A 26,956-nucleotide genomic window follows, 5' to 3' on the forward strand; every position below is an offset into this window, starting at 1 on the left:
TGACGTTCATGTGCTCAGTTCATGTTCCAGGGCTCGCCGTAGGTGGTGACGCTGTCACCGGTCGAGGCGATCAGGCGGGCGAACGGACGCAGCAGCACACCACCGGCCGCACCGGTCACCGTGCCGTGCGCATTGGACACCGCCACACCACCGGCCGGGCCCTTGACATCCACCGAGAACGTCGCCACTTCCTGGATACCGGGGCCATTGCCCAGATCCGCACTGATCGACACACCCGGGAACAGGTTCGGGGTGATGACCGACTCCAGGCCGAACGGCGGGCCGGTGATGTCACCATCGTCGATCAGGATGTTGGGGGTGGTGTAGGAGAAGTTGATCCCCACACCCAGCGACCAGGGGAAGCCGATCTGGTAACCCAGCTCCAAGGTGCCCTCGAAATCGTCGGCCCCCGGGCCGGCCACCACGTACTTGGCGCGACCGGAATGGAACCACTCACGGGTCAGCCGGTTGCGGTCCAGCGGAAACACACCATTGAGGAAGGTGTCCCACTGCTGAACGGTCAGAGTCCGATCCTGACCATCAACCAGGCTCAGTTCATTGTCCAGACCCGCATGAGAAATGCCCGTGCTCGTAAACAGCGCCGCGATAGCTGCAACCATCGCGACCAGCACCCGACTGAATGCCTTCATGTTCTCCCTAGCTATATCGCCGGCGCTCCCGGAGGCCCACCGTTTGTGGTTGGCGTCCCGGCCCCCGCAGACCGTACCGCCGCGCAAGACCAACATGTGATGCGGATTAGGAACTCCACACGTTGCGCTTACTTAATGCTCATCGTTGACACGAGGAACATAACGGGAGGGCATCCGAGCGGCAACGCAAGCACATATCCCCGGTGCCGCATACGTTCAATCGATCAAAATTTGCTGAAAACCGGCTGGGAGATGGCGCACAACGCCAAGACGCTGCACGTTGGACGGCGGGGCAATGGCGTGAGACCGTTCGCCTTCGCAACAACCGCAGGCCCAGACCACACTGCGCAGCCTGGGGTTTCCTGCCCTTACAAGCCGCTCACCGATTCATTGGTGATGGGGCGGAATGTTGTTCCGCAACCACCGGTCACGGTCGTCATCGTCGTCCGGCGAAGCGGTATCGCGTTCGTCGGGGGCGATGTCCGGGAGGGCCTCACCGAAGATCTTGTTAACTGCGTGACGGGACATTTTCTTCGCTTCCGGCATCACGATTCCCCTTTGTGACGAAGATCACATTTCAACTCGGGCCTTGCGTCGATGCCCGTTAACCTGCTCTTAACCAGCATGAATGCTGGGCGCCATATTCGCCAAACAAAAGAAAACGGCGGCCGATGGCCGCCGTTTCCGTGGAGCTCAGATCTCCAGACTTGATAACTGCCCGATCACCTGCGCAGCCAGCGGCCCAAGGGTGGCCATGCCGTCGCGCACCGCCGCGCGTGACCCGGCGATGTTCACCACCAGCGTGCTGCCCGAGACTCCGCACAAGCCGCGGGACAGCCCGGCATCGACGATGCCGGCCGAAAGCCCCGACGCCCGCAACGCCTCGGCGATGCCCAGCAGCTCGCGATCGAGGATGTCGAGGGTGGCCTCCGGCGTCACATCGCGCGGTGTCACCCCCGTCCCGCCCACCGACACCACCAGATCGACGCCGCCGATCACCGCGGTGTTCAGCGCGTTGCGGATCTCGACTTCGTCCGCGGCCACGACCACGACACCGTCGACGACGAATCCGGCCTCACCCAACAACTCTGTGACCAACGGGCCGCTGTGGTCTTCCTCGCCGTGTGCAGTGCGATCATCCACGACGACGACGAGCGCGCGCCCCACCAACTCCCCTGGCTGTTCCATGCCTGCAACCGTATATCCGGCGGCGGACAACGGTGAAGCCAGACGCAGTGTGGCCATCCCGCCGGGCCCGGTCAGCGTGCTCACTGCTCGGCCCTGCCGAGGGTGACCTCGATGTTCTGCGGCTTTCCGCCCTGGTCAAGGTAGGTCAGCGTGACCTTGTCGCCGGGGGCCTTGGACCGCACCGCGGCCACGAGCGCGTCAGCACTGCCGATCACCCGGTCATCGACCTTGGTGACCACCACACCGCTGGGTAGACCTGCCGCCGCCGCGGCCCCGCCGTTGGTGACCTCGACGATCTTGGCGCCGTCGCTGGTGGTGTCATTGCTGACCTGCACGCCCAGCGACGCGTGCGAGGCCGTCCCGTTCTGGATCAGCTCATCGGCGATCCGCTTGGCCTGATCCACCGGGATCGCGAAGCCCAGCCCGATCGAGCCGCTCTGTGCCTGCTGCGAATCCCCGCCCATTGTGGCGATCGCCGAGTTGATGCCCACGAGCTCGCCGTTCATGTTGACCAGCGCGCCGCCGGAGTTGCCCGGGTTGATCGCGGCATCGGTCTGGATGGCGTCGAGCACAGTGTTCTGGTTGCGGGTGTCTCCACCGGCGGCGACCGGGCGGTTCAGCGCGCTGACGATGCCGGTGGTGACGGTCCCTTCCAGGCCCAGCGGTGACCCGACGGCCACGACGTCCTGACCCACCCGCAGGTTGGCCGACGAGCCGACGGTGATCGGGGTGAGGCCAGAGACGTCCTGCGCGCGCACCACCGCGATGTCACTGCTCGGGTCGGTGCCCACCACGGTGAACGACTTGGTAGTCCCGTCGGCAAACGTCACCTTGGTCTGGGCGCCGGCCGGTGCCGGCGCGCCGCCCGGTACCGGCGCGGGGCCGGGCCCGCCGGGCTTGGCGGCCTGCACGACGTGGTTGTTGGTCAGGATGAGGCCGTCGGCGGTGAGGATGATGCCGGAGCCCTCCTCGGACGCGCGGCCCAGGTCGGTTTCGAGCTTGACCACACTCGGCACCACCTTGGCCGCCACCTGCTCCACCGAGCCCGGAGGCAGGGCGGCCGCAGGGACGGTCGGTGCGGCGCCAAGGCCCTGTGTGCCCAGGCGCGGGTGGTCGTCGTGCACGAAGGTGGCGACACCGCCACCGATCCCGGCCGACACCACAGCCACCGCGAGCGCCCCGGCCACCAGGCCGGTCCTGGACCGCTTCTTCGCCGAGACGGGCTGCGGGCTGGCCGGAACCCGATACGGGTCATACGGCGCGCGGTAGGCCTGCTGCGGCGGCTGTTGTTGCTGGCCCGGGTGTTGCTGTGTCTGGTGGGGCTGCTGCGGCGGCGGCAACTGCTGCTGCGGTTGTTGACGCGCATATCGCCAGTCGTAGGGCTGTGACTGGTAAGGATCAGGACGCGCACCGGCGTATCCGGGGGCGCCGCCAGGGTGCTGCTCCGGCTGCTGGGGGTACCTCGGGTGGTTCGTCATTGTGCTGCGTGCTCTTCTCTTGTAAAAGGTCCGCCGGCCAGTCACGCCGATCCGGTCCGACCCGTATGTCCAACCCTCGTGTCCGTCACTTCGTCAAACGAAGTCGTGGTCACTCAGGTTGCCCAGATGGGCTGAGAATCCACTTAGAGATTTCTGATCCATCCATGACTGGTCCCCCGACCGACTTAACTGTCTCACTTTTTCTCCGCGCCGACGGTGTGCCCACCACCGACCCGGTGCATGTGTGTCGCATCGGCATTCGAGATCGGCTGCCCTGGCAGCACCATGTGAAACGAAGCCCCCGGCGGGGTGCCGCCCGGCACGGTCTCGTCGATGCGCAATGCACCGCCGTGCTTGAGCACCACCTGCTGGACGATAGCCAATCCAAGGCCGGATCCCGGCATCGCCCTGGCTGCATCAGAACGGTAGAACCGCTCGAACACCAGCCCGCGTTCCTGCGGCGGGATACCCGGCCCGTAGTCGGAGACCACCAGTTCGGCGTGCGTCGGATCGGTCTGATGCATCTGCACACTGACCCGTCCGCCGGCCGGACTCCACTTGGCGGCGTTGTCGAGCAGATTGAGCACTGCCCGGCCCAGTCCGGGTGCATCGCCGAACACCTGCCAGCCGACGACGTCGACGTCGAATTCGATGTCGTTGCGGCGCCGCCGGACCCGTTCAAGGCTGCGGTCGACGACCTCGGACATGTCGACAGCTTCCGGGGTGATTCCGCCGGCATCGTCGCGGGTGAGGTCGACGAGGTCACCGACCAACGTCGAGAGTTCCTCGATCTGGGCGATCACATCGGTCTGCAGCCCGGCCATCTCGTCCTTGGGCAACGGCGGCGCCCCGGGCGCCTGCGATGCCATCAACAGTTCGACGTTGGTGCGCAGCGAGGTCAGTGGAGTTCTCAACTCGTGGCCGGCGTCCGAAACCAGCCGGGCCTGCCGTTCGCGCGATTCGGCCAGCGCCCGCAGCATCATGTTGAACGCCTCGGTGAGCCGGGCCAACTCATCACTGCCGACCACCGGAATCGGCCGCAGATCATCTGTGCGGGCCACCCGCTCTGCGGCTTCGGTGAGTCTGCCCACCGGTCTCAGCCCGGCGCGGGCCACCGCACCACCGGCCATGGCCGCGACTGCCACGCCGATACCTCCGACGATGAGCAGCACCGTGCCCAGACGTCTCAGCACTTGGACAGTGGGCGCCAGGCTCTTGGAGATCAGCAGGGAGCTGCCGTTGGCCAGGTGCACCGCGAGCACCCGCTGGTGGTTGGCGGTGCGCAGGGACATCAGCAACTCGCCCGAGATGACGTCCTTCTCGGCCTTGCCCAGCGGCAGCATCTGGCCCTGCTGGTTGGCCGTGTAGATCGAGCGGCCGGGGATCACCAGCATCGCGTTGACGTCGGAGTACGCGGTCCCCTCGATCGCCTTGCCGGGATCGGCGGCCAACGATCCGCTCTCGATGAGCAGCCGGGCGCGGCTGTGCAGCTGATTGTCCAGGTCGTCATAGAGCGCGCGGGAAACGACGGCGTACACGGCGACGGCCATCAGGACGACCACCATGGCCACCATCGACATCGCGAGCATCATCACGCGCCAGCGCAATGACAGTGAGCTGGTGTTCCGGAGGTTCACAGCGGCGAGCCGCCCAGAGTCGGTGGCGGTTCGCCAGGTGTTTGCGTTGAGCGCCATCAAATCAGGGAGGTGTTTCGCGCAGCACGTAGCCGACGCCGCGCACGGTGTGGATCAGTCGGATCTCGCCTTCGGCCTCGGTTTTACGCCGCAGGTAGCCGATGTACACCTCGAGTGCGTTGCCGGAGGTCGGGAAATCGAAGCCCCACACTTCTTCGAGGATGCGGCTACGGGTCAGCACCCGCCGCGGGTTGGCGATCAGCATCTCCAGCAGCGAGAACTCGGTGCGGGTGAGGCTGATCTGACGCTCGCCACGGGTCACCTCGCGGGTCACCGGGTCCAGGGTCAGGTCTGTGAACGACATCTTCTGCGAATCGGTGCCGTCGTCGATGACGGTCCGGCGCAGCAACGCCCGCATCCGCGCGAGCAGCTCCTCGAGCGCAAACGGCTTGGGCAGGTAGTCATCCGCACCGGCATCCAGCCCGGCGACCTTCTCGGAAGTGGTGTCACGGGCGGTCAGCACCAGGATCGGCAGATCGTCACCGGTGCTGCGTAGCTGCCGGCACACCTCCAGGCCGTCCATTCGCGGCATCATCACGTCCAGAACCACAGCATCAGGCCGGTCATGGGAGATCGCCTCGAGCGCTTCGACCCCATCTTGGGCGAGCTCGACCGAATATCCATTGAAAGAAAGCGACCGGCGCAGGGATTCGCGCACAGCGCGATCGTCGTCAACGACAAGTATGCGCACAGGCAACAGTCTCATCCCGCCGTCTGAGAGTGGGCTGAGAGGCGCGCCGCAAATTCACCCAGCGTTTTTCGAGTCTGAGACAGCCCTGAGCACGACAAAAAGCGCTATCACGAGTGATAGCGCTTTTGACGAAGTGTCTTCTGCGGTTCTAGCGCTTGTCGAGGTCGACCAGGCCGAGGCGGGCGGCCTTCAGCAGACGGCGCGGCACCTTGTGCTGCTGACCGGCGACATTGACGCCGACGAGACCAGTGGCCTCGGCCTTCCACTGCGCGCGCCGGCTACGGGTGTTCGCGCGCGACATTCTGCGCTTGGGCACAGCCATGACGTGCATCTCCTTGCTCTGGGTTGTTGCCGCGCGAATCGAAATGAGCTCGCCGGCGGCGACGATTAGGTACAGAGTAACGGTTGACCTGGCGCTGTTCCAAAACGCGGCCCGTTCCGGCTGGGGTGGGCCCAATTCGGGCGGCCCAGGCACTCGGCGGCCCGGGCATTCGGTGGGGGGAATGGATGGCACGGCCTTGGTCGTCAGCCTGCCCGCTCGGCGCGCCGGGTCAGCCCTTGACGTGGTACCAGCGGTACCCGCTAACCTACCGGTTGGTTGGTCCCTTTCAGCGTTGACGGGAGTACGTGTGCCACCAGTAGTACGGATCGGTAATTGTTCGGGGTTCTACGGAGACCGGCTGTCCGCGATGCACGACATGCTCACCGACGGTGACCTGGACTATCTGACCGGTGATTACCTGGCCGAGCTCACCATGCTGATCCTGGCCCGTGACCGGGCCAAGAATCCCGACCGCGGCTACGCCAAGACCTTCCTGACCCAGCTGGAGCAGTCGCTGGGCCTCGCCCTCGACAAGGGCGTGAAGATCGTGGCCAATGCCGGCGGGCTGAACCCGGCGGGACTGGCGGTCGGAGTCCGGGCCCTGGCCGAGCGCCTGGGCCTCGACGTCAACGTCGCCCATGTCGAGGGCGACGACGTGGTGGGGCGCGCGTCCGAACTGGGGCTGGGCACACCCCTGGCGGCCAATGCCTATCTGGGCGCGTGGGGCATCGTCGACTGCCTCAACTCCGGCGCCGACGTCGTGGTCACCGGCCGGGTGACGGACGCTTCGGTGATCGTCGGGCCCGCGGCGGCGCACTTCGGCTGGTCGGCCACCGACTACGACGCCTTGGCGGGGGCGGTGGCCGCCGGTCACGTGATCGAGTGCGGCACCCAGGCCACCGGCGGTAACTACTCCTTCTTTTCTGAAATCGCCGACCTGGCCCGCCCCGGGTTTCCGATCGCCGAGATCTCCGCCGACGGCTCCTCGGTGATCACCAAACATGCGGGCACCGGCGGACAGGTCAGCGTCGGCACGGTCACCGCGCAGCTGCTCTACGAGATCACCGGCGCTCGCTATGCCAATCCCGATGTGACGCTGCGCGTCGACTCGCTGCAATTGAGCCACGACGGCACTGACCGCGTCCGGATCTCCGGGGTGACGGGTGAGGCCCCGCCGCCGACGTTGAAGGTGTCGTGCAACAGCATCGGCGGGTTCCGCAACGCCGCCACGTTCGTGTTGACCGGCCTGGACATCGAGGCCAAGGCTCAGCTGGTGCGCAGCCAGTTGGAGGCCGGTCTGAAAGTCCGGCCGGCCGAACTTGATTGGACGCTGGCCCGCACCGATCATCCCGATGCCGATACCGAGGAGGCCGCCAGCGCCCTGCTGCACTGCGTGGTCCGCGATCCGGATCCCAACCTGGTCGGACGCCAATTCTCTTCGGCGGGCGTGGAGCTCGCGCTGGCGAGCTATCCGGGCTTCACCACCACCGCACCCCCGGGCGATGGTCAGATCTACGGAGTGTTCGTACCCGGCTATGTCGACGCCGCCGAGGTGCCACACATCGCCGTACATGCCGATGGCACCCGGATCGGTATCGCGCCGGCGACGGACACCCTCGATCTGGCCCCGGTTTCCGATCCGGGGATGCCCGAGGCACCGACGGCCGGTTCCACTCGGCGCGCCGCCCTCGGCACGATCGCCGGCGCCCGTAGCGGCGACAAGGGCGGGTCGGCCAACGTAGGGGTGTGGGTGCGTAGCGACGCGGCGTGGCGCTGGCTGGCCCACACGCTGACGGTCGACAAACTTCGCGAATTACTGCCCGAGACAGCCGATCTGCCGGTCACCCGGCACATGCTGCCGAATCTGCGGGCCGTCAACTTTGTGATCGAAGGCATTCTCGGCCAGGGCGTCGCGTATCAAGCCCGGTTCGATCCGCAGGCCAAGGGGCTGGGCGAATGGTTGCGCAGCCGTCATCTCGATATCCCGGAGGAACTCTTCAAGTGAGCATCTGGACTTCGCCCGAGCGTGAGGCACTGCGCAAGACCGTGCGCAGTTTCGCCGAGCGTGAGGTGCTGCCCCACGCCGCCGAGTGGGAACGCACCGGCGAGCTGCCGCGCGAACTGCACCGCAAGGCCGGCGAGGCCGGGCTGCTCGGGGCCAACTTCCCCGAGTCGGTCGGCGGCGGTGGTGGTGACGGGGCGGACGCCGTGATCATCTGCGAGGAAATGCATTACGCGGGCTCACCGGGCGGCGTGTTCGCTTCCCTGTTCACCTGCGGCATCGCGGTGCCGCACATGATCGCCTCCGGCGATGAGCGCCTGATCGAGACGTACGTGAAGCCCACGCTGCGTGGGGATCTCATCGGATCGCTGGCCATCACCGAACCCGGTGGCGGCTCCGACGTCGGGCACCTGACCACCAAGGCCACGCGGGACGGGGATGACTACATCCTCAACGGGGCCAAGACCTACATCACTTCGGGTGTGCGCGCGGACTACGTCGTCACTGCGTCGCGCACCGGTGGTCCGGGAGCGGCAGGCGTCTCACTGATCGTGGCGGACAAGGGCACACCGGGATTTGAGGTCACCCGCAAGCTCGACAAGATGGGTTGGCGCTCAAGCGATACCGCCGAGCTGTCCTACACCGATGTGCGGGTGCCAATGGCCAACCTGATCGGCGCCGAGAACTCCGGCTTCTTCCAGATCGCGGCGGCGTTCGTGTCCGAGCGGGTGGGCCTGGCCGTGCAGGCGTATGCCAGTGCCCAACGCTGTCTAGACCTGACCGCGCAGTGGTGCCGCGATCGCGAGACCTTCGGCAAGCCACTGATCTCGCGGCAGCCGGTGCAGAACACCCTGGCCGAGATGGCCCGCCGGATCGATGTGGCCCGCGTATACACGCGGCATGTGGTGGAGCGGCAGCTCGCGGGTGAGGCGAACCTGATCACCGAGGTGTGTTTCGCCAAGAACACCGCCGTCGAGACCGGTGAGTGGGTGGCGAATCAAGCCGTGCAGTTGTTCGGCGGGATGGGCTATATGGCCGAATCCGAGGTCGAGCGTCAGTACCGTGACATGCGCATCCTGGGTATCGGCGGTGGCACCACCGAGATCCTGACCTCGTTGGCCGCAAAGACATTGGGGTTTCAGTCGTGACCACTCTGAAGTCCACCATCGATCCTCGCTCCCCCGGGTTCACCGAGGCCGCCGAGGTGATGACCACCAAGCTCACCGAACTCGACACCGAGCATGCCAAGGCCCTGGCCGGCGGCGGGCCAAAGTATGTCGACCGCCATCACGGCCGCGGCAAGCTCACCGCCCGCGAGCGGGTCGAGCTGCTGTTGGATCCGGACGCGCCGTTCCTCGAGCTGAGCCCGCTGGCCGCGTGGGGCAGCGATTTCACCGTGGGAGCCAGTGTGGTCTGCGGTATCGGCGCCGTCGAAGGTGTCGAGTGCCTGATCGTCGCCAACGATCCGACGGTAAAGGGCGGCACCAGCAACCCGTGGACGCTCAAGAAGATCCTGCGCGCCAACCAGATCGCGATGGAGAACCGATTGCCGGTCGTCTCCCTGGTGGAGTCCGGTGGCGCCGACCTGCCGACGCAGAAGGAGATCTTCATCCCGGGCGGGCAGATGTTCCGCGATCTGACCAGGCTGTCGGCGGCGGGTATCCCGACCATCGCGCTGGTGTTCGGCAACTCGACGGCCGGCGGCGCCTACGTGCCGGGCATGTCCGATCACGTCGTGATGATCAAGGAACGCTCCAAGGTGTTCCTGGCCGGTCCGCCGCTGGTGAAGATGGCCACCGGCGAGGAGTCTGACGACGAGTCGCTGGGCGGTGCCGAGATGCACGCCCGCACTTCGGGTCTGGGTGACTACCTGGCCAACGACGAGCTCGACGCGATCCGGATCGGTCGGCGCATCGTGGCCCGGCTGAACTGGCGGAAGAAGGGACCCGTCCCCGCACCGGTGGTCGAGCCGAAGTTCGACCCGGAGGAGCTCATCGGCATCGTCCCCGCCGATCTGCGTATCCCGTTCGACCCGCGCGATGTGATCGCCCGCATCGTCGACGGTTCGGATTTCGATGAGTTCAAACCGTTGTACGGGTCGTCACTGGTGACGGGGTGGGCCACGCTGTACGGCTACCCGATCGGGATCCTGGCCAATGCCCGCGGGGTGCTGTTCAGCGAGGAGTCGCAGAAGGCCACCCAGTTCATCCAGCTGGCCAACCGCTCCGACACTCCACTTCTGTTCCTGCACAACACCACCGGCTACATGGTGGGTAAGCAGTACGAAGAGGGCGGGATGATCAAGCACGGCTCGATGATGATCAACGCGGTGTCGAATTCCACAGTGCCGCACATCTCGCTGCTGCTCGGAGCCTCCTACGGCGCGGGTCATTACGGCATGTGCGGGCGGGCGTACGACCCGCGCTTCCTGTTCGCCTGGCCGTCGTCGAAGTCCGCCGTGATGGGCGGAACCCAGCTCGCCGGCGTGCTCTCGATCGTCAGCCGCGCCGCCGCCGAGGCGAGAGGCCAGGCGGTCGACGAGGCCGCCGACGCCGCACTGCGGGCCGCCGTCGAGGCGCAGATCGAGGCCGAGTCGCTGCCGATGTTCCTGTCCGGCCGGTTGTACGACGACGGGGTGATCGATCCCCGGGATACCCGCACCGTGCTGGGAATGTGCCTGTCCGCCATCGCGAGTGGCCCGATCGAGGGGACGTCGAACTTCGGCGTCTTCAGGATGTGAGCGAACAGTGATTACGAGAGTCCTCGTCGCCAACCGCGGCGAGATTGCCCGACGAGTCTTCGAGACCTGCCGCCGTCTGGGGATCGGCACCGTCGCGGTCTACACCGACCCTGACGCCGGTTCCCCACACGTCGCCGAGGCCGACGCCCGGGTACGTCTGGAGGGCAACAACGGCTACCTCGATTCCGCCCAGATCATTGCCGCGGCCCAGGCTTCCGGTGCCGATGCGATTCACCCCGGTTACGGGTTCCTCTCGGAGAACGCCGATTTCGCCGCCGCGGTGATCGATGCCGGGCTGACGTGGATCGGTCCGCCGGTGAATGCCGTGCAGGCCATGGGCTCCAAGATCGAGGCCAAGAAGATGATGGCCGCTGCCGGCGTTCCGGTGCTGGCCGAACTCGATCCGTCGACCGTGACGGCCGATCAGCTGCCGGTCCTGGTGAAGGCATCCGCCGGTGGTGGTGGCCGAGGTATGCGCGTCGTGCGTGAACTGTCGGATCTGCCAACCGAAGTGGCCGCCGCCCAGCGTGAGGCGCAGTCGGCGTTCGGCGACCCGACGGTGTTCTGTGAGCGCTATCTGGCCGCCGGTCACCACGTCGAGGTGCAGGTGCTGGCCGATCAGCACGAGACGGTCTGGGCGGTCGGCGAGCGCGAGTGCTCCATCCAGCGTCGCCACCAGAAGGTGATCGAGGAGGCCCCCTCTCCTCTCGTCGAGCGCACCCCGGGGATGCGGGAGAAGTTGTTCGACGCGGCCCGCCTCGCTGCCGAGGCGATCGGCTACGCCGGTGCCGGCACGGTCGAGTTCATGGCGGACGAGAAGGGTGACTTCTTCTTTCTGGAGATGAATACCCGCTTGCAGGTGGAGCATCCGGTCACCGAGGCCACCACCGGCCTTGATCTCGTCGAACTTCAGATCCTGGTCGCCGACGGCGGCCGGCTGGACAGCGAGCCCCCGTCGTCAAAGGGTTCTGCCATCGAGGCCCGCCTCTACGCCGAGGATCCGGCCAAGGGCTGGCAGCCGCAGGCCGGCTCGGTGCACCGGTTCGACGTGCCCGGGCGGGTGCGCGTCGACACCGGTATCGAGGACGGTTCGGTGGTGTCGATCTTCTACGACCCCATGCTGGCCAAGGTCATCTCCTACGCCCCCACCCGGCGTCAGGCCGCGACCGTGCTCGCCGATGCGTTGGCCCGCACCCGGATCCACGGGCTGCGCACCAACCGGGATCTGCTGGTGAACGTCCTGCGGCATCCGGCGTTCCTGGACGGCGCCACCGACACGGCGTTCTTCGACACGCACGGTCTCGACACCCTGGCCGCTCCGCTGGCCGATGCGGGAGTGGTGACACTCTCTGCGATCGCCGCCGCCCTGGCTGGCGCCGCGCACAATCGCAGCAGCGCACGAGTTTTCGCCCCCGCCCCGAGCGGTTGGCGCAACCTGACCTCGGGCTACCAGTCGCGGACCTACCGCGACTCCGCCGGCGATGACGTCCCGGTGCGCTACCGGTTCAACCGCGCCGGCGTCGAGTTGCCCGACGACGACAACGTTTCCCTCGTGTCGGCGACACCGGACCGCGTGGTGCTGGCCATCAGCGGCGTTGAGCGTGCGTTCGAGGTGGCGACGTACGACGATCAGGTGTTCGTGGACTCGCCGCTGGGCCCCGTGCAGCTCACTGCACTGCCCCGCTTCCCCGATCCGGACGACGCCGTGGCGCACGGCTCACTGCTGGCCCCGATGCCCGGTTCGGTGGTGCGGGTCGGCGCCGCTGTCGGCGATACCGTCACGGCCGGACAACCCCTGATCTGGCTCGAGGCCATGAAGATGGAACACACCATCGCCGCCCCCGAAGACGGGGTGCTGGCCGAACTCAATGTCGCCGCAGGCCAACAGGTCGAGGTCGGCGCCGTACTTGCCCGGGTAGAAACAGCTGAAGGAGAACAGTCATGAGCTTCATCGAGACCGAAGAACAGAAGGCACTGCGCCAGGCGGTGGCCGCGATGGCCGCCAACTACGGGCAGGACTACTACCTGGAGAAGGCCCGATCGGGCCAGCACACCACCGAATTGTGGGACGAGGCAGGAAAACTCGGCTTCATCGGGGTAAACCTCCCCGAGGAGTACGGCGGCGGAGGTGCCGGCATGTACGAGCTGTCCACGGTGATGGAAGAGATGTCAGCAGCCGGGTCGGCGCTGCTGATGATGGTGGTCTCCCCCGCGATCAACGGCACGATCATCTCCAAGTTCGGCACTGAGGAGCAGAAGAAGCGCTGGATCCCGGGTATCGCCGACGGGTCGATCACCATGGCGTTCGCAATCACCGAACCTGACGCGGGTTCCAACAGCCACCGCATCACCACTACCGCGCGCCGCGACGGCAGCGACTGGATCATCAAGGGCCAGAAGACGTTCATCTCCGGCATCGACCAGGCCCAGGCCGTCCTCGTCGTCGGCCGCACCGAGGACCACAAGACCGGAAACCTCAAGCCGGCGCTGTTCGTCATCCCGACCGACACCCCGGGCCTGAGCTGGACCAAGATCGAGATGGAGATCATCAGCCCGGAAAGCCAGTTCCAGGTGTTCCTCGATGACGTGCGTCTGCCCGCCGACGCGCTGGTGGGTTCGGAGGACGCCGCGATCGCGCAGCTGTTCGCCGGGCTGAATCCCGAACGCATCATGGGTGCAGCCAGCGCGGTGGGTGTGGGCCGGTTCGCCATCAACAAGGCCGTCGACTATGTGAAGACCCGCCAGGTCTGGAAGGTGCCGATCGGCTCGCACCAAGGTATCTCGCATCCACTGGCGCAGAACCACATCGAGGTGGAGCTGGCCAAGCTGATGATGCAGAAGGCCGCGACGTTGTACGACGCCGGCGATGACTTCGGTGCGGCCGAAGCCGCCAACATAGCCAAGTATGCGGCAGGTGAGGCGTCGGTGCGGGCGGTCGATCAGGCCGTGCAGTCCCTCGGAGGCAACGGCCTGACCAAGGAGTACGGCATCGCCGCCGCGGTGACGGCATCGAAGCTGGCCCGCATCGCACCGGTGAGCCGGGAGATGATCCTGAACTTCGTTGCGCAGACCTCGCTGGGTCTGCCTCGCTCATACTGACAGGCCGTACTGACGATGACGTCTTTAGTCCACTACCGGGTCCACGGCGCCGTTGCGCGCCTGACGCTGGATTCCCCGCACAACCGCAACGCGCTGTCCACGGCCCTGGTCGAGCAGTTGCTCCAGGGCTTCTCCGATGCCGCCGACGAGCCCGACGTCCGGGTGGTGGTCCTCGATCACACCGGTGGAACCTTCTGTGCGGGAGCCGATCTCGCTGAAAGTTCGAGTGGCAGCCGTCCTTCGAATCCCGGGGACATCGCTGTTGACCGAGCCCGGGAGATGACCAAGCTGCTGCGGGCCATCCTGGAGTTACCGTTGCCCGTGATCGGTGCGATCGACGGACATGTGCGGGCCGGCGGGATGGGGCTGATCGGTGCGTGCGATCTCGTCGTCGCCGGTCCGAAGTGCACGTTCGCGTTGACCGAAGCCCGTATCGGCGTTGCGCCGTCGATCATTTCGCTGACGCTGCTGCCGAAGATCTCGCCGCGGGCAGCGGGACGCTACTTCGTCACCGGCGAGAAGTTCGGCGCCGCCGAGGCGGCCGAGATCGGGCTGATCACCGTAGCCGCCGATGACGTCGAAGACACCGTGGCCGCACTGGCGGGTGAGATCGCGAAGGGTTCACCGCAGGGCCTGGCTGCGTCGAAGGCGTTGACGACGGCCTCGATCCTGCGTCGGTTCGACGAGGACGCCGAAGCCCTGACGCGGCAGTCGGCGCAGTTGTTCGTCTCCGATGAGGCACGCGAAGGCATGACGGCGTTCCTGCAGAAGCGTCCGCCGAATTGGGTGGGCTGAGATTCAGCACTCCGGCCAGAGTTGGACGCTGAACCACGCGCGTTTGTGCCGCTCGCGTGAGGTCATCAGCGTCGAACTGCCCGCGCAGGCTCCGCCGCACGTGGTGAAACCGCGCATCGCGTGGGAGCAGAACTCTCAGTCATTCCCGGCGGGTCAGCTGTCCCGTGCAGCGATGCCGTTGAGCAGCCTCTCAAGGGCAGCAATCGAATCCCGGCTCTCCCGCTCGGGGTCCGCGGAGCGGGCGACTGTCATCGCGGCCTCGCACATCGCGCCGTGGAGGAGATGCGCGAGGGGTTCCACGCGCTGCTCGGGTAGGTGACCGTCGGCGATCACCTGGGTCAAGCCCAGCCGTAGCAGTGACGTGACGTGCTCATCTTCGAGGTCCCGCATGGCCTCCCACCCCAGCACCGCGGGCGCGTCGATCAACGTGATGCGCTGAACTCCCGCATCAAGGACCGCGTCGAAGAACCCGCGACAGCCCCGCAGGAATCGCTGCCAGCTGTCTTTGGTGCCACCTGCCGCACGGTTCACCGCTTCACCGATTGCCCGCTGCTCGTTCTCGAAGACCGCGGCGAAAAGACCGCGCTTGCCCTCGAAGTGGTGGTACAGCGCACCTTTGGTCATGCCGGCGCGTTCGGCGACGTTGTCGACGAACGTGTTGTCGTAACCATCGGCGGCGAACAGATCACGTGCCACCACCAGGATCTGGTCGATGGTTGCGCGCGTGCGTTCGGCCTGGGTGCGCGGTCCGGGCATATCGCCAATCTACACGATTCATACTTGAAGTACATACCTCGCGTATGTTAATACTCGAGGTATGCAAGTTCAGCGGCACGTCTGCCCGCTCTGCGAGGCCGGATGCGGGCTTGAGAGCAGCGTGGAGGCCGGTGAGGTCCTGACCATTCGGGGCAACCGCGAGCACGTCCTGAGTCACGGTCACTTGTGCCCGAAAGCGTTCGGGCTCAAGGAACTTCACTCCGATCCCGACCGGCTGCGCACGCCCCTGGTGCGCACGCCAGACGGGCGACTCCAAACCGCGTCCTGGGATGACGCCTTCAGCACGATCGATCTACGCCTCACCTCGATCATCGATCGCCACGGTGCCGATGCCATTGCGGTATATCTCGGCAATCCCGTCGCGCACGACTTCGCGACGACGCTCTACGCCAGTGCCATGATGCGGGCGCTGGGATCGCACAATGTCTATACGGCGAACACGGTCGATGCGATGCCCAAGTTCGTCTCCTGCCAGCTCATGTTCGGCGGGATGTACACCGTGCCGCTCCCCGACATCGACCGCTGCTCGTATCTGCTGATCCTGGGCGCTAATCCGCTGGTGTCCAACGGGAGCCTGCTGACTGCACCGGGCATGCGGGCCCGGCTACGCGCACTGCGTCATCGCGGGGGACGTCTGGTCGTCGTGGATCCAAACCGAACGCAGACCGCACAGGAAGCCGACGAGCACCTCCCCATTCGCCCCGGCGCCGATGCCCTGCTGCTGCTCGGTCTGATCCACGTGTTGGCCACCGAGGACCTCATCAATCTCAGGGGCCTGGAGCCTCATGTTCGCGGCGTCGCGACCGTCAAAGGACTGGCTCGTGACTTTTCCCCCGAAGTCGTTGCGCCGCACTGCGGAATCGCAGCCGAAGCGATCCGCCGCCTGGCCCGCGACCTGGCAGCGGCGCCGGTCGCCGCCGCCTACGGCCGCACCGGCACCTGCACCCAACGATTCGGCACCGTGACGAACTGGCTGATCGATGTGCTCAACATTCTGACCGGCAACCTCGACCGGCCGGGCGGCGCCATGTTCGCCCGGCCGGCCGCCGACCTCCGGCGGCTGAACACCCGTCCGGGCACCGCAATCGGACGCTGGCACAGTCGGGTCCGCGGCGCTCCCGAATCTCTGGGTGAGCTCCCGCTGGCCTGCCTGGCCGAGGAGATCGACACACCTGGACCGGGCCAGGTGAAAGCGTTGATCACCGTGGCCGGCAACCCGGCGCGGTCGGCCCCGGACAGCGCACGGCTGACTGCCGCGTTGGACCACCTGGACCTGATGGTCAGCCTGGATCTCTATCGCAGTGAGACCTCGACGCATGCCGACATCGTGCTGCCGGCACCGTCACCGCTCACAAAACCGCACTACGACCTGTTCTTCGGGCACTTCGCGATCCGCAACACCGCGACGTATTCACCCCCGGTCCTCCCGTCGGGGCCCGACGACACACCGGACTGGCAGTCCCTGCTGCGGCTGATCGGAATCGTTGCCCGGCAAGGCGCTTCGGCAGATCTCGACGCGATCGACGAGATGGTCGCAGGGGCACTTGCCCAAACCCTCGGCGTTGACCGTGACACGGATACCGCCGCACCGCGCGGCCCTGAACGTCTCCTGAACCTGTTGCTGCGGGCCGGGCCCTACCGCGACGCCGGTGCGCCGCTGACCGTCGCTCGCTTGCGTGAGTATCCCGACGGGCTCGATTTCGGGCCCCTCGCTCCGCAACTGCCCGACGTGCTGAACACCCCGTCGGGGCTCATCGAGCTGGCGCCGGACCTGCTGGTAGAGGACGTCGCCCGGCTGCGTTCCTGCCTTGGCGCGCCCCGGTCAGACAGCATGGTGTTGATCGGTCGACGTCATCTGCGCTCCAACAACTCCTGGATGCACAACCTGCCGACGTTGGCCAAGGGGCCGGAACGCTGCACACTGCACGTCCACCCCGTCGACGTCGCGCGCCTGAAGCTCGGGCCGTACGCCAGGGTGACATCGCGTACGGGCGTGATCGAGGTCGCCGTGGAGGCCACCGACGCCGTCTCCCCCGGAGTCGTGTCCCTTCCGCACGGCTGGGGACACGACGAGCCCGAGGCATCCGTGCACGTCGCCGCACAACGTCCGGGCGTCAACAGCAATGTGCTGGCCGACGGCACGGAGCTCGATCCGCTGTCCGGCACCGCGGTGCTCAACGGCATCCCGGTCCAGATCTGTACGGCACCAGTGAAAGGAAAGTTCGATGAGTACTGACAACGCCGCCGCTCTGCGCAACTACGCCGAGGCCAAGAACCGACATGACGTGGACGCCATCGTCGCTGCGTATACCGCTGATGGGTGGTACCGGGATTCCGCTGTTCGCCAGCCGGTTTCCGGCCACCCTCAACTGAGAACGTTCTACGAGGCGGTGTTCGGCTCGATCCCCGACTATCGGGGCCTGTTCGACGGCGCGGCGTTCGGTGAAGACACCGCGGTGGTGTGGGGCCGGATGACCGGCACGGTCGGCGACGAACTTCTCGGATTGCCCACGACTGCGGGGAGCCGCATCGACATTCCTGTCACCTTCGTCTGCACCTTCCACGACGGTCAACTGGTCAGTGACACTGGATATTTCGACACCCGCCGCCTCCATCAGCAAGCAGGGGTCCGCTCGTCGGACCCCGGGATCGAGTCCTTTGTCGCAGGCTGGGCTCGGTTCTGGGCAGCACCAGGAGATGCCAGTGGGGTTCATGATCTCGTCACCGACGATGTAGCCCTGCACTGGCCGGCAGCCACCGAGCCACTCCGCGGACGTGACGCGTACGCCGGCCAACTGGCCGCCGCCGTGCAGCTCATCCCGGATCTGACGTTGTCGGTCGTAGATCATGTCTATCGCGACGGACTCCTCATGCTCGCGTGGGAAGGCCACGGAACGATCGACGGCGAGCTGCGCCACTGGCCGGGGGTCGACCGGTTCCGACTACGCGGAAACCGAAGCGCCGAAACCACTGTCGTGTTCGATAGCCGGGCCGTGGTGTCCGCCGGTACCTCAACCCGTCACTGATCGAGGAGGCATTGATGCGCGCCATCATCCAGCACGAATGGGACGGCCCAGACTCCGTGCGCCTGGTCGAGGTGCCGGAACCTCATCCCGCCCCCACCGAAGTGAAGGTTCGGGTCCACGCCGCGGGAGTCAACCCCGTCGACTACTACACAAGCGGAGGCCTGGCCTACAACCGCGTGCTCGACCTGCCCTTCATCCACGGTTGGGACGTGGCCGGGGTGGTCGAAGAGGTCGGCTATGGCGTCAGTCGGTTCCGGGTCGGCGACCGCGTGTTCGGAATGCCGTGGTTTCCCCGGCAGGCCGGCGGGTACGCCGAATTCGTCACCGCGCCGTCCCGCCACTTCGCCTCCATCCCAACCGGACTCAGCTTCGCCGAGGCAGCGGCGCTCCCGCTGGCCGGGTTGACCGCGTGGCAGATGCTCATCGACGTGGCCCGCCTGGCACCCGGCGAGCGTGTTCTGGTCTCCGCGGCTGCGGGCGGCGTGGGCCATCTTGCAGTGCAGATCGCCAAGGCGCACGGCGCGTACGTCATCGGCACCGCCCGCGCTGCCAAGCACGACTTCATCCGCAGCATGGGCGCCGACGAGGTGCTGGACTACACGACGACTCCGGTCCACGAAGTCGTCACCGACGTGGATGTCGTGATCCAGATGTTCGGCGGCGCTGCCGGACGTGACGCCTTGCACTGCCTCCGCGAGGGTGGCTCCCTGGTCAGCGCTCAAGCCGCCTGGACACCCGGTCTTTTCGACCAGGCTCGCGAGTCGCATGTCCACGCATACGACTACCTCGTCGAGCCCGACGCGGCCGGCCTGCAGTCCATCGCCGAGCTCGTGACGGACGGGCGACTACGGGTACACGTCGCCGCCCAGTACCCGTTATCGGAAGCGGCACAGGCACTGAAGGTGATCGGTGATGGCCGCACCAGCGGCAAGATCGTGCTCATCGTCGAGCAGTAGAACGGACGGGCCGAAGCGATGCCATCCGGCAGTGGCGACGACGGGAACAGCGCAGGTCAGCCGGTGCACGCGGGGTCATCGTTAATTGCCAGTGCCAGCACACGCCACGGCGCGTCTGTCGGATCAGCGGCCGCAGTTCTACCGTTTCCTGTGCGGACGTTATCTGCCGTGCGGTGACCCCCGGAAAGGCCGGAATCATGGCCGATAATCAGAACAAGGCGATTTCCCGACGAGTGTGGGAGGTATTCGCCTCCGGTGAACTGAGTGAGCTGGACGATCTCGTCGCTCCAGGTGCCGCCTATCACGACACACAGGATCCCTTCGGGGACCAGCGTGGCCCCCAGCACATGAGGAGCCTCATCGAGATGTATCGGAAGTCGTTCTCCAACATGAAGTTCGACATCAAGATGCAAGTCGCCGAGGGCGATTACGTCTGCACGATGATCGAGGCGCAGGGCGACAACACCGGTGAGATCATGGGACAGCCGGCCACCGGCAAGCACGCCCGTATCAACCTGACCGACACCACGCGGATCGAAGACGGCAAGATCGCCGAGAATTGGGTCACCTGGGACACCCTCGGCATGCTGCAGCAGCTCGGCCTGATCCCCGCAGGCGCGCAACAAACAGCGCCCGCCTGAGCTGGTTGCAGAGAAAAGGGTCCAGGGCCGGCCGCGGCCCTGGACCCGCATCCGGGCGGGGCGTCAACCATCCGCACGCCCGGTGATCCAGCGCTCCGGATGGTGTTAGTCGTTGACCCGTTACGGCCCATCCCCGTCGCCCGACTCGTTGCTGTCGAGGTTGAAGTGCAGGGTGCGCACTGTGTCAGAGTGAGCGCGCAACCGCTCACCGACAGCAGCGTTCCGTGACCGATCAGGCAGTTTGTGGCGGTTGTTGCCGACGTGCGAAAAATTCTTTCGCATTTGCAATCAGATGGCTATTTCCGCAATCAAACCGGTCGGACGAGATCAGGTCGACGGGTGCAACACCCCCCGGAGTGCCTGGGGTGGAACATCCTGCCCCGCTGGCCATACGCGTCGATCGACGACGGATTCCGCAGCAGACACCGCCGGGAATTGAATTCAAGATCGCCATCTGGGCAAATTTGTCACGTGCGAAAAATGTGTTGCTACAGTATGCAAGCACTTTGTCGGCCAGATCACACATTGAAGGCGGCGCGCTTGATGTCACAGCCCACTCCTCCCCGTCTGCACACCGCCAAAACAGCAGCCACCGCGGCGGCAATCGTCGCGACTACGGCAGCGCTGACCGCGGGCGTCGCATCCTCCGCGCCAGAGGCGTTGGCAGCCCACAACCGCAGTGTGCAAGCGGATGTCGAGCTGACGGCCGGCGTCGGCCAGGTCCCCGATATCGTCGGGATCTACGGGGTCGGCCCGATCTTCTGGACCGCGCAAGCCCTCGGAATCACGCCCGAGAACGTGATCAAGGCCGCCGGCGGGCTGACCGGCAACACGGCGTTGGCCGACACCGTCATCGGGCTGCTGAACTTCCTCGACGCCGTGTCGCCGGTCGAGGCCGGCGTCAAGGGCCCGCTGCCCAGTGATGCGTACGACGCGGTCAAGGATCTTGACTACACCACCACCGGTTTGGCTCAGATGCTCGGCCTGGACGACAACGTCATCACAAAGAAGTTTCTCGACTGGGTGGTCAACCAAGCCCCCATATTGAATCAGCGTCGCGACATCATCCTGTCCGAGAGCCTGGGTGGGCTCACCACCTCACTCGCCTACCGCGACATGATCGAGGCCGTCACATCCGACAGCGACGATTGGGAGGTCGGGGTCACCGGCCAGTGGCTGATCTTCGTCAACAACCCCAGCCGGCCGGGTGGGGGATTATTCGCGCTGGCAACACCTTTCACCAACCTGTTCGGAGTCAACTTCACCACGCCGGACGCGGGCAGCTACACCAACGCTGATGTGACCAAGGTCCTCAACACGTCGATCCTGGACATCACCTGGGCCTACAACCCGCTCTCGGATGTACCCACCACGCTGAATCCATTGTCGTGGGCCAACTCGGCCGCCGCCGGGGTGTTCCTGACCTATCTCCTGCCCGACGAGGACAACAACATCGGCAATCACGTGCTGCCGCAGCTCGTTGCCGGAATCCTCGACGGCACGAAAGTAATGATCGACCCTACTGGGGGTCAGGGCCTGGACATGCTTCCAGGGTGGAAGAAGTTCGTCGACAGCCTGGACTGGATCCCTGTCGTCCGCGATTTCCTGAACGATGTCACCAACGCCACCAAGTTCCCCGGCAACGCCACGTACATCACCTATGACTCGGGCAATCTCCCGTTGCTCGAGCCGTTCCGGATGGCCCCGCATCTACTCAACCTCGTTCCGGGCGTTGACATCCCGACCCCGCTGACCGACAGCATCGAGCCTGCGCTGCGGAAGCTGGTCAACATGGGGTACCAGGACGTCGACCCCAACACCCTGGAGCGCACATTCGGTGAAGCCGGCGACCAGGCGTACCTGTGGCACTCCCCGCTCACCCCGACCCAGCAGCTGGCCGCCAACCAGATTGTGTTCGACGCGTTGATCGACGGTATCCAGGACAACGCCCTGAACCCGGACGCCTGGAGCGCAAAACTGCCGGGCGCGAACCTCGAGCCGATCGTGAAGAACGCGGTGTCGGTGGCAGTCGCCAAAGCGCTGTCTGACGCCTTGGAGGCCGTGCAGAAGGGTGCCGACCCGGTCTTCGATGCCGTCGAGAAGGGTCTGGCCCCGGTCACCCATGCGCTCGATGACGCGAATGCTCAGATGGAAGCCGCCATCGACAACATGCTGAAGGTCAACGGCTCCACCGCCAACAAGAAGTCGGGCACCCAGTCGATCAACTCCCTCCCGTCGACCGGCAGCCAGTTGAAGACGTTGAGCATCGAGGCGCCCGATACGGACACCGATGCCAAGCCCGCACCGCTCAAGGACGCGCTCAACAACCTTGGTCTGGACCAGGATTCGTTGAAGGACAACGAGGTCTCCAAGAACATCACGAAGCTCTCGGACTCCGTGAAGACCAAGGCCAAGGCCCGTCATGCCACCGACGCGAACAATCCGCTCAAAAAGTCGGTGAAAGAGACCATCGCCAAAGTGGACAAGGCCGGCAAGGACACGGTCAAGAAGCTCGACAAAACGGCCGATGACACCAAGGCGAAGGTCAAGGAGTCGAAGAAGCAGGCCAACAATGCGAAGGCCGAGAAGAAAGCCAAGTCGGCCGCGTAATCGCTGACAGCCCCGGTAACGCGTCGGTAGCGTGGCCAACATGCCACGCACTGTGCTCGTCACCGGGGCGACCGGCAGTCTCGGTCACCATGTGGTGCCTGAGGCGATCGATGCCGGTCATCAGGTCCGCGCATTGAGCCGCCGTGAGCGGGTCGGTTACACGGGCGTGCACTGGCATCAGGCCGACCTGCTGTCCCCCGGCAGTTTGGATGCCGCACTCGACGACGTGGACGTCGTCGTCCATTGCGCCACGCAACCCACCGGAGGCAAGGACGTCCGTGCGGCCAGGAACCTGATCGAGGCCGTACGACGCAAAGGCGTCGAGCATCTCGTCTATATCTCGATCGTGGGTGTCGACGACATCCCGTTGCCCTACTACAAGACCAAGCTCCGGGTCGAGCAGGCGCTCGAGACGTCCGGGGTCGGGCACACGATCCTGCGTGCGACGCAGTTCCACGAGCTAATCGAAAAGATGTTCTCGGCGCAGCGATTTTCGCCCGTTTTGTGGGCGTTACGCGACGTCCGATTCCAGCCGATCGACACCCGGGATGTGGCCGCCCGACTGGTCGCGCTGATCGATTCCGAGCCGTCCGGGCGGGTGCCCGACATCGGCGGCCCCAGCGTCCACAGTCACCCAGAATTGGGACAGATGTATCTGTCAGCACACAACAGCGTGCGCCGGGTGGCCAGATTCACGATCCCCGGCCGGATCGTCGCCGGTTACAGGTCGGGGGCCAATCTGACCCCGGAAAATGCGGTCGAGGGCGTTTCCTTCCAGGACTATCTGGGCACCGGCGGATAGATCACCGGCGCCGGATAGCGGCAACTACCGCACCCCCGGCGACGCAGTTTGGCTACTGGTCTTGCATGTGACAGCGATCGTCGTAGGCTCGACAGCGATGAGCACTTCAGCGCCGCAGGACCGGTCGATGCGGGCTGCCGACACCGACCGCATCCAGGTGGCGCAGCTGCTCACGGATGCTGCCGCCGCGGGCCGGCTGCCGATGAACGAATACGAGGACCGGCTAGCAAAGGCCTACGCGGCGCAGACCTATGACGATCTGGCCCGGCTCAGCCGCGACCTTCCCGGCGCGGTGAACTGTTCGGCCAGCCAGTGTCGCCCCGCCCCGTCGACGCTGCTACTGGCGATCATGAGTGGGTTCGAGCGCCGCGGCCGATGGAACGTGCCGAAAAAGCTGACGACGTTCGCACTCTTCGGTGGCGGAGTGGTCGATCTGCGCTACGCCGATTTCACCGCACCCGACGTCGATGTCCGCACCTATTCGATCTTCGGCGGGCAGACCATCCTGGTACCATCCGAGGTGAATGTGGATGTCGATGGTGTGGGCGTGATGGGGAACTTCGATCACAGCGTCGACGGGGCCGGCACGTCCGGGGCACCGCGGGTCCACATCCGCGGTTTCTCCCTGTGGGGCAGCGTCAGCGTCAAACGCAGGAAGCGCCGTAACCAGATCGATTGAAAGACAGAACGGGCGGGCCAGAAGGCCCGCCCGTCGTGGTATCCGGTAACTGTCAGCAGCTGGCTGCCTGTGCGCTCACCTTCATGCCGCCCGCCGCAACGCAGTTCGACGGCTTGACGGTGGAACCCAACTTGGCCGCGACCGTCGAGGTATTACCACCGGCCAGCTTGGGCAGGACGCCCGGCAGGTTCTTCTCCTCAGGCAGCGCAAGGCCGCGCGCCTGGAGGTCGTCGTAGTAGTACTTGCCGGCGTTCACGTTCAGCTCGCCCTTGACGACCCCGTTGGTGCCGGGATCGACCTTGCCGGTCTTGGGGTCGACGACGCCCGTGCTCGTGGTCCCGTAGTTCAGGTGGTAGACCTTGCCCAGATCGCTGTCGTCGAGGGCCTTGTTGACAGGGGTCTTCTGGTTGAAGATGTGATCGCCGACGGCCTGCGTGACGCGGACGCCCGGCGCCGGGTTACCCAGATCGGGACGCCCGACGGAATCAGCGGACGGGTTACCGGTGTGGGTGGGCACAGCGAGCGCCATCCCGGCCGGCCCGGTCATCGCCAGCGCACCGCCCGCGAGGATCCCACCTACCAAAGTCCGGCCCCGTACCGACCGCTCGGAGATCTTCCGATGTTTTGCCATGCCTGTAACCTCTCGTGATTGGCGTTGCGCCACAGCTGAATTGGAGCCCGCCGCTGAACATTGCCACTGGCCCGCCAGCGAACCTAAGTCACCGCGAGCAGGCGCGATAGGTACTGGCGACGTTGTTCATTTGCTGTTCGACGCTCGATCATGAGAATTCACAGGGCCTACACAGGTACCGGCCAAGCGTGTGAAAACGCAACGGCCCCCTCCGTTTTGGAGGGGGCCGTGACGTAAAGGAGCTGTTGCTAGTCCTTCTTATCCTTGCTGCCGCTGCTGTCGCTGCCGGTATCGCTGGACCCGGAGCTGGAGGTGTCAGTCTTCGACTTGCCCTTCTGGTCCGCACCGGCCTTGGTCTTGGGCTTGAAGGCCTTCGTCAGATCCTTGGTGGCCTTCTCGACGAACTTCTCACCGGCCGACTTCTTGCGCTCGGTGGTACGCGACTTGGGCGTGAACTTGTTGGCAGACCCGCGGGTGGCACCGGCGCCAGCCGACTCGGTATCGCCGGCCTTCTGTTCGGTCTTGCCCGACGTCTCGTCGGTCGCGCTTGGCTTCGGCTCGGCTTCACCGGTCTTCTCTTCAGTCTCACCGGACTTCTCTTCGGACACAGGCTCTTTGACCTCTTCGACCGCTGCGGGCACCTTGACGGCGGTCGCGGGGTTGAGAGTCAATTTCAGGTTCGACAGCTTGGGAAGCTCGAACTTCGGCGCCTCAGGCTGTGAAACATCCGTGGCCGGCGTGGTGGTCTCGGCACCGTCCTCGGTGGCGCTCTCGGTCTTGTCGACCGTGGCACTGTCTTCGACGGCCTGCTTACCGTCCTCGGTGTCGAGTTTGAGGTTGATGAGCTTGTCCAGAGCCGGCAACGCCTTGCGAGCCGAGGCAAGGACCGCGGTGCCACTCTTGGTGCTCGCGGCGTCCGCGCCCTCCTCGTCGGGATCCGCAGGTTCCGCGCCGGGCGCCGGTGCACCGAGAACCCGATCGACGACGTAGTTGATGATGCCGTCGATCCCCTGGTTGTATTCCTTGCCGTCGGTCTCCACGGGACCGCCGAAGAAGAAGATGCTCGTCGCGGCGGCCAGATCAGGGCCGGCCAGGGGGACACCGCTTGCGGCCAGAGTGAGTATCGCCCCGGTGTAGGTGAGCCAGTTGTGCGACAGATCCTCCACGGTGGCCAGCGCCTGGCCGACCAGACCATTGGCTCCGCCGGTCAGCTCGGAAGCGACAACCTTGATGGTCTCTTCGATTCCCGCCTCGAACAGGTAGCTGGTGAAGTTGAGGTAGGCAAAATCGGCGGCATCCGAGATCAGCGGCACACCGGCACTCGCGATCTCGTCCAGGATCTGGTCGCCCAGGTAATAGGCAACGCCCACTAGCCCATCACGGGTGATATTGCCCGGAATGTATCCGGTTCCGTAGTTCGGCTCGTCTCCCTCCCCGTTAACGAGCTTGAGGTTGCCGTTTTCATCCTCCACGTACACGGGGATTCCGACATAAGGAACCCCGTCCGCATCCAGCTGCGTAGTAAGCGCTTGCCCGTTCGCATTCAGCGCTCGCACCCAACGAGGCTTGCCGTCCTCGCCCACTCCGTCTTGAACGTAAAGCTCGTACGAGCCTCCGTAGTACGGGTCGTACGAGCTGCCGACGTGGCCGCCATAGCCGTCAACCCGGAAGAAGATGTCGGAAAGATAGTTGATATCTATATCGCTGAGCCCGAGCAGGTTCAGCTCACTGACAGTGACCGACTTCTTCGACTGCATCGCCGCCGCATCGCTGGCGGCGATCGCGATGTTCGGCGGGGTCATCAGCCCTGGTGTCGCCGCGATAATGGCACCAGCACTCGCGAGCACAACGCCGGTGGTGAGGAGCGGACGGACTGCCATGTGGGTGTGGCCCCTTATCTCAAGCGCGAGCCGGATTCCTGAGAATCCGGCTCGGTATCTGCGTACTACCTTAGAAGTCTTTGAGAAGGGTAATTCCCGTCACCACCTCCCGCAACCCGTCTCGAGGCCGGACAGGAGCTTCCGATGCGCCCCCGCAGCGCCGTTTTTGCGGGGCGACTCCGACAAATATTTGGATACCGAACGAGGCATTCCGGAGCGGTTCACTTTCAGCTAATTTCGAATATCGTTGCCGCCGCGCTCACTGGACCCAAAAGTGCGTGTTACGGCGGGTGGA

Annotated in this window: 23 protein-coding genes; 13 read left to right on the top strand and 10 right to left on the bottom strand. The window is 65.5% G+C overall.

All coding sequences use genetic code 11. From position 1 onward, the window contains the following. Nucleotides 1-14: 14 nt before the first annotated feature. The 7 genes from HBE63_RS19785 to rpmF all read right to left on the bottom strand — a co-directional run bounded on the left by HBE63_RS19785 (nucleotide 15) and on the right by rpmF (nucleotide 6,023). Nucleotides 15-650: an MspA family porin gene (locus HBE63_RS19785; protein ID WP_166906262.1), complete on the bottom strand. Its 636-nt coding sequence runs from the start codon at nucleotides 648-650 to the stop codon at nucleotides 15-17. Between the two features lie 387 nt (nucleotides 651-1,037). Beyond that, nucleotides 1,038-1,196, bottom strand: coding sequence for a hypothetical protein (locus tag HBE63_RS19790; RefSeq protein ID WP_166906263.1), 159 nt, complete (start codon nucleotides 1,194-1,196; stop codon nucleotides 1,038-1,040). 147 nt (nucleotides 1,197-1,343) lie between these two features. Then, nucleotides 1,344-1,895 carry a molybdenum cofactor biosynthesis protein B gene (locus HBE63_RS19795; RefSeq protein ID WP_371815046.1) on the bottom strand — a complete coding sequence of 184 codons (552 nt, stop codon included), beginning with the start codon at nucleotides 1,893-1,895 and terminating at the stop codon, nucleotides 1,344-1,346. 23 nt (nucleotides 1,896-1,918) lie between these two features. Continuing rightward, nucleotides 1,919-3,316, bottom strand: a complete 1,398-nt coding sequence (locus tag HBE63_RS19800) for a S1C family serine protease (RefSeq protein ID WP_166906264.1) — start codon at nucleotides 3,314-3,316, stop codon at nucleotides 1,919-1,921. 194 nt (nucleotides 3,317-3,510) lie between these two features. Next, on the bottom strand, nucleotides 3,511-5,010 hold the full coding sequence (locus HBE63_RS19805; protein ID WP_243858173.1) for a HAMP domain-containing sensor histidine kinase: 1,500 nt from the start codon (nucleotides 5,008-5,010) through the stop codon (nucleotides 3,511-3,513). 4 nt (nucleotides 5,011-5,014) lie between these two features. Continuing rightward, entirely contained in the window at nucleotides 5,015-5,701 is a 687-nt protein-coding gene (locus tag HBE63_RS19810) for a response regulator transcription factor (protein ID WP_166906265.1), read from the bottom strand. A 148-nt stretch (nucleotides 5,702-5,849) separates the two neighbouring features. Then, nucleotides 5,850-6,023, bottom strand: coding sequence for a 50S ribosomal protein L32 (gene rpmF, locus HBE63_RS19815; protein WP_003885704.1), 174 nt, complete (start codon nucleotides 6,021-6,023; stop codon nucleotides 5,850-5,852). A gap of 367 nt (nucleotides 6,024-6,390) precedes the next feature. Between rpmF and HBE63_RS19820 the strand changes: the two genes are divergently transcribed. The 6 genes from HBE63_RS19820 to HBE63_RS19845 are packed head-to-tail and all read left to right on the top strand — an operon-like array spanning nucleotide 6,391 to nucleotide 14,659. Beyond that, nucleotides 6,391-8,028, top strand: a complete 1,638-nt coding sequence (locus tag HBE63_RS19820; protein ID WP_243858757.1) for an acyclic terpene utilization AtuA family protein — start codon at nucleotides 6,391-6,393, stop codon at nucleotides 8,026-8,028. After that, the gene (locus HBE63_RS19825; protein WP_166906267.1) at nucleotides 8,025-9,173 is read left to right on the top strand and encodes an acyl-CoA dehydrogenase family protein; all 1,149 of its coding nucleotides are present in this window, start codon (nucleotides 8,025-8,027) and stop codon (nucleotides 9,171-9,173) included. Before HBE63_RS19820 ends, HBE63_RS19825 begins: the two co-directional genes overlap by 4 nt. Nucleotides 9,174-9,232: 59 nt before the next feature. After that, nucleotides 9,233-10,765: an acyl-CoA carboxylase subunit beta gene (locus HBE63_RS19830; protein ID WP_208301481.1), complete on the top strand. Its 1,533-nt coding sequence runs from the start codon at nucleotides 9,233-9,235 to the stop codon at nucleotides 10,763-10,765. 7 nt (nucleotides 10,766-10,772) lie between these two features. Then, nucleotides 10,773-12,710, top strand: a complete 1,938-nt coding sequence (locus HBE63_RS19835) for a biotin carboxylase N-terminal domain-containing protein (protein ID WP_166906269.1) — start codon at nucleotides 10,773-10,775, stop codon at nucleotides 12,708-12,710. Then, nucleotides 12,707-13,864, top strand: coding sequence for an acyl-CoA dehydrogenase family protein (locus tag HBE63_RS19840; protein WP_166906270.1), 1,158 nt, complete (start codon nucleotides 12,707-12,709; stop codon nucleotides 13,862-13,864). Before HBE63_RS19835 ends, HBE63_RS19840 begins: the two co-directional genes overlap by 4 nt. Before the next feature lie 15 nt (nucleotides 13,865-13,879). Continuing rightward, a complete protein-coding gene (locus HBE63_RS19845) occupies nucleotides 13,880-14,659 on the top strand; it encodes an enoyl-CoA hydratase family protein (protein ID WP_166906271.1) in 780 nt (259 codons plus the stop codon). A gap of 153 nt (nucleotides 14,660-14,812) precedes the next feature. Here the strand turns inward: HBE63_RS19845 and HBE63_RS19850 are convergent, their stop codons facing one another. Beyond that, nucleotides 14,813-15,415 carry a TetR/AcrR family transcriptional regulator gene (locus tag HBE63_RS19850; protein WP_166906272.1) on the bottom strand — a complete coding sequence of 201 codons (603 nt, stop codon included), beginning with the start codon at nucleotides 15,413-15,415 and terminating at the stop codon, nucleotides 14,813-14,815. 61 nt (nucleotides 15,416-15,476) lie between these two features. Between HBE63_RS19850 and HBE63_RS19855 the strand changes: the two genes are divergently transcribed. From HBE63_RS19855 to HBE63_RS19885, 7 genes are all read left to right on the top strand, one after another. Continuing rightward, nucleotides 15,477-17,672: a molybdopterin-dependent oxidoreductase gene (locus tag HBE63_RS19855; protein ID WP_166906273.1), complete on the top strand. Its 2,196-nt coding sequence runs from the start codon at nucleotides 15,477-15,479 to the stop codon at nucleotides 17,670-17,672. Then, nucleotides 17,662-18,462, top strand: coding sequence for a nuclear transport factor 2 family protein (locus tag HBE63_RS19860; protein ID WP_166906274.1), 801 nt, complete (start codon nucleotides 17,662-17,664; stop codon nucleotides 18,460-18,462). Before HBE63_RS19855 ends, HBE63_RS19860 begins: the two co-directional genes overlap by 11 nt. Before the next feature lie 14 nt (nucleotides 18,463-18,476). Continuing rightward, the gene (locus tag HBE63_RS19865) at nucleotides 18,477-19,418 is read left to right on the top strand and encodes an NADP-dependent oxidoreductase (protein ID WP_166906275.1); all 942 of its coding nucleotides are present in this window, start codon (nucleotides 18,477-18,479) and stop codon (nucleotides 19,416-19,418) included. 197 nt (nucleotides 19,419-19,615) lie between these two features. Continuing rightward, on the top strand, nucleotides 19,616-20,059 hold the full coding sequence (locus HBE63_RS19870; protein ID WP_166906276.1) for an ester cyclase: 444 nt from the start codon (nucleotides 19,616-19,618) through the stop codon (nucleotides 20,057-20,059). 543 nt (nucleotides 20,060-20,602) lie between these two features. Continuing rightward, complete coding sequence (locus HBE63_RS19875; RefSeq protein ID WP_166906277.1) at nucleotides 20,603-22,669, top strand: PE-PPE domain-containing protein; 2,067 nt, start codon at nucleotides 20,603-20,605, stop codon at nucleotides 22,667-22,669. Nucleotides 22,670-22,709: 40 nt separating this feature from the next. Then, nucleotides 22,710-23,471 carry an SDR family oxidoreductase gene (locus HBE63_RS19880; protein ID WP_166906278.1) on the top strand — a complete coding sequence of 254 codons (762 nt, stop codon included), beginning with the start codon at nucleotides 22,710-22,712 and terminating at the stop codon, nucleotides 23,469-23,471. 97 nt (nucleotides 23,472-23,568) lie between these two features. After that, entirely contained in the window at nucleotides 23,569-24,150 is a 582-nt protein-coding gene (locus HBE63_RS19885; RefSeq protein ID WP_166906279.1) for a DUF1707 domain-containing protein, read from the top strand. Nucleotides 24,151-24,202: 52 nt separating this feature from the next. Here HBE63_RS19885 and HBE63_RS19890 read toward each other — a convergent pair whose 3' ends face one another. After that, nucleotides 24,203-24,781, bottom strand: coding sequence for a hypothetical protein (locus tag HBE63_RS19890; RefSeq protein ID WP_166906280.1), 579 nt, complete (start codon nucleotides 24,779-24,781; stop codon nucleotides 24,203-24,205). A 248-nt stretch (nucleotides 24,782-25,029) separates the two neighbouring features. Next, entirely contained in the window at nucleotides 25,030-26,661 is a 1,632-nt protein-coding gene (locus tag HBE63_RS19895; RefSeq protein ID WP_166906281.1) for a hypothetical protein, read from the bottom strand. Between the last annotated feature and the right edge of the window lie 295 nt (nucleotides 26,662-26,956).

Source organism: Mycobacterium sp. DL440 (genome assembly GCF_011745145.1).
Lineage (GTDB): Bacteria > Actinomycetota > Actinomycetes > Mycobacteriales > Mycobacteriaceae > Mycobacterium.

Bases quoted from the DNA above. Each gene is read 5' to 3' on its own strand.
- HBE63_RS19785 (WP_166906262.1), bottom strand. From the start codon at position 650: ATGAAGGCATTCAGTCGGGTGCTGGTCGCGATGGTTGCAGCTATCGCG.
- HBE63_RS19790 (WP_166906263.1), bottom strand. From the start codon at position 1,196: ATGCCGGAAGCGAAGAAAATGTCCCGTCACGCAGTTAACAAGATCTTC.
- HBE63_RS19795 (WP_371815046.1), bottom strand. From the start codon at position 1,895: ATGGCCACACTGCGTCTGGCTTCACCGTTGTCCGCCGCCGGATATACG.
- HBE63_RS19800 (WP_166906264.1), bottom strand. From the start codon at position 3,316: ATGACGAACCACCCGAGGTACCCCCAGCAGCCGGAGCAGCACCCTGGC.
- HBE63_RS19805 (WP_243858173.1), bottom strand. From the start codon at position 5,010: ATGGCGCTCAACGCAAACACCTGGCGAACCGCCACCGACTCTGGGCGG.
- rpmF (WP_003885704.1), bottom strand. From the start codon at position 6,023: ATGGCTGTGCCCAAGCGCAGAATGTCGCGCGCGAACACCCGTAGCCGG.
- HBE63_RS19820 (WP_243858757.1), top strand. From the start codon at position 6,391: ATGCACGACATGCTCACCGACGGTGACCTGGACTATCTGACCGGTGAT.
- HBE63_RS19830 (WP_208301481.1), top strand. From the start codon at position 9,233: ATGACCACCAAGCTCACCGAACTCGACACCGAGCATGCCAAGGCCCTG.
- HBE63_RS19840 (WP_166906270.1), top strand. From the start codon at position 12,707: ATGAGCTTCATCGAGACCGAAGAACAGAAGGCACTGCGCCAGGCGGTG.
- HBE63_RS19845 (WP_166906271.1), top strand. From the start codon at position 13,880: ATGACGTCTTTAGTCCACTACCGGGTCCACGGCGCCGTTGCGCGCCTG.
- HBE63_RS19850 (WP_166906272.1), bottom strand. From the start codon at position 15,415: ATGCCCGGACCGCGCACCCAGGCCGAACGCACGCGCGCAACCATCGAC.
- HBE63_RS19855 (WP_166906273.1), top strand. From the start codon at position 15,477: ATGCAAGTTCAGCGGCACGTCTGCCCGCTCTGCGAGGCCGGATGCGGG.
- HBE63_RS19860 (WP_166906274.1), top strand. From the start codon at position 17,662: ATGAGTACTGACAACGCCGCCGCTCTGCGCAACTACGCCGAGGCCAAG.
- HBE63_RS19865 (WP_166906275.1), top strand. From the start codon at position 18,477: ATGCGCGCCATCATCCAGCACGAATGGGACGGCCCAGACTCCGTGCGC.
- HBE63_RS19870 (WP_166906276.1), top strand. From the start codon at position 19,616: ATGGCCGATAATCAGAACAAGGCGATTTCCCGACGAGTGTGGGAGGTA.
- HBE63_RS19875 (WP_166906277.1), top strand. From the start codon at position 20,603: ATGTCACAGCCCACTCCTCCCCGTCTGCACACCGCCAAAACAGCAGCC.
- HBE63_RS19880 (WP_166906278.1), top strand. From the start codon at position 22,710: ATGCCACGCACTGTGCTCGTCACCGGGGCGACCGGCAGTCTCGGTCAC.
- HBE63_RS19885 (WP_166906279.1), top strand. From the start codon at position 23,569: ATGAGCACTTCAGCGCCGCAGGACCGGTCGATGCGGGCTGCCGACACC.
- HBE63_RS19890 (WP_166906280.1), bottom strand. From the start codon at position 24,781: ATGGCAAAACATCGGAAGATCTCCGAGCGGTCGGTACGGGGCCGGACT.
- HBE63_RS19895 (WP_166906281.1), bottom strand. From the start codon at position 26,661: ATGGCAGTCCGTCCGCTCCTCACCACCGGCGTTGTGCTCGCGAGTGCT.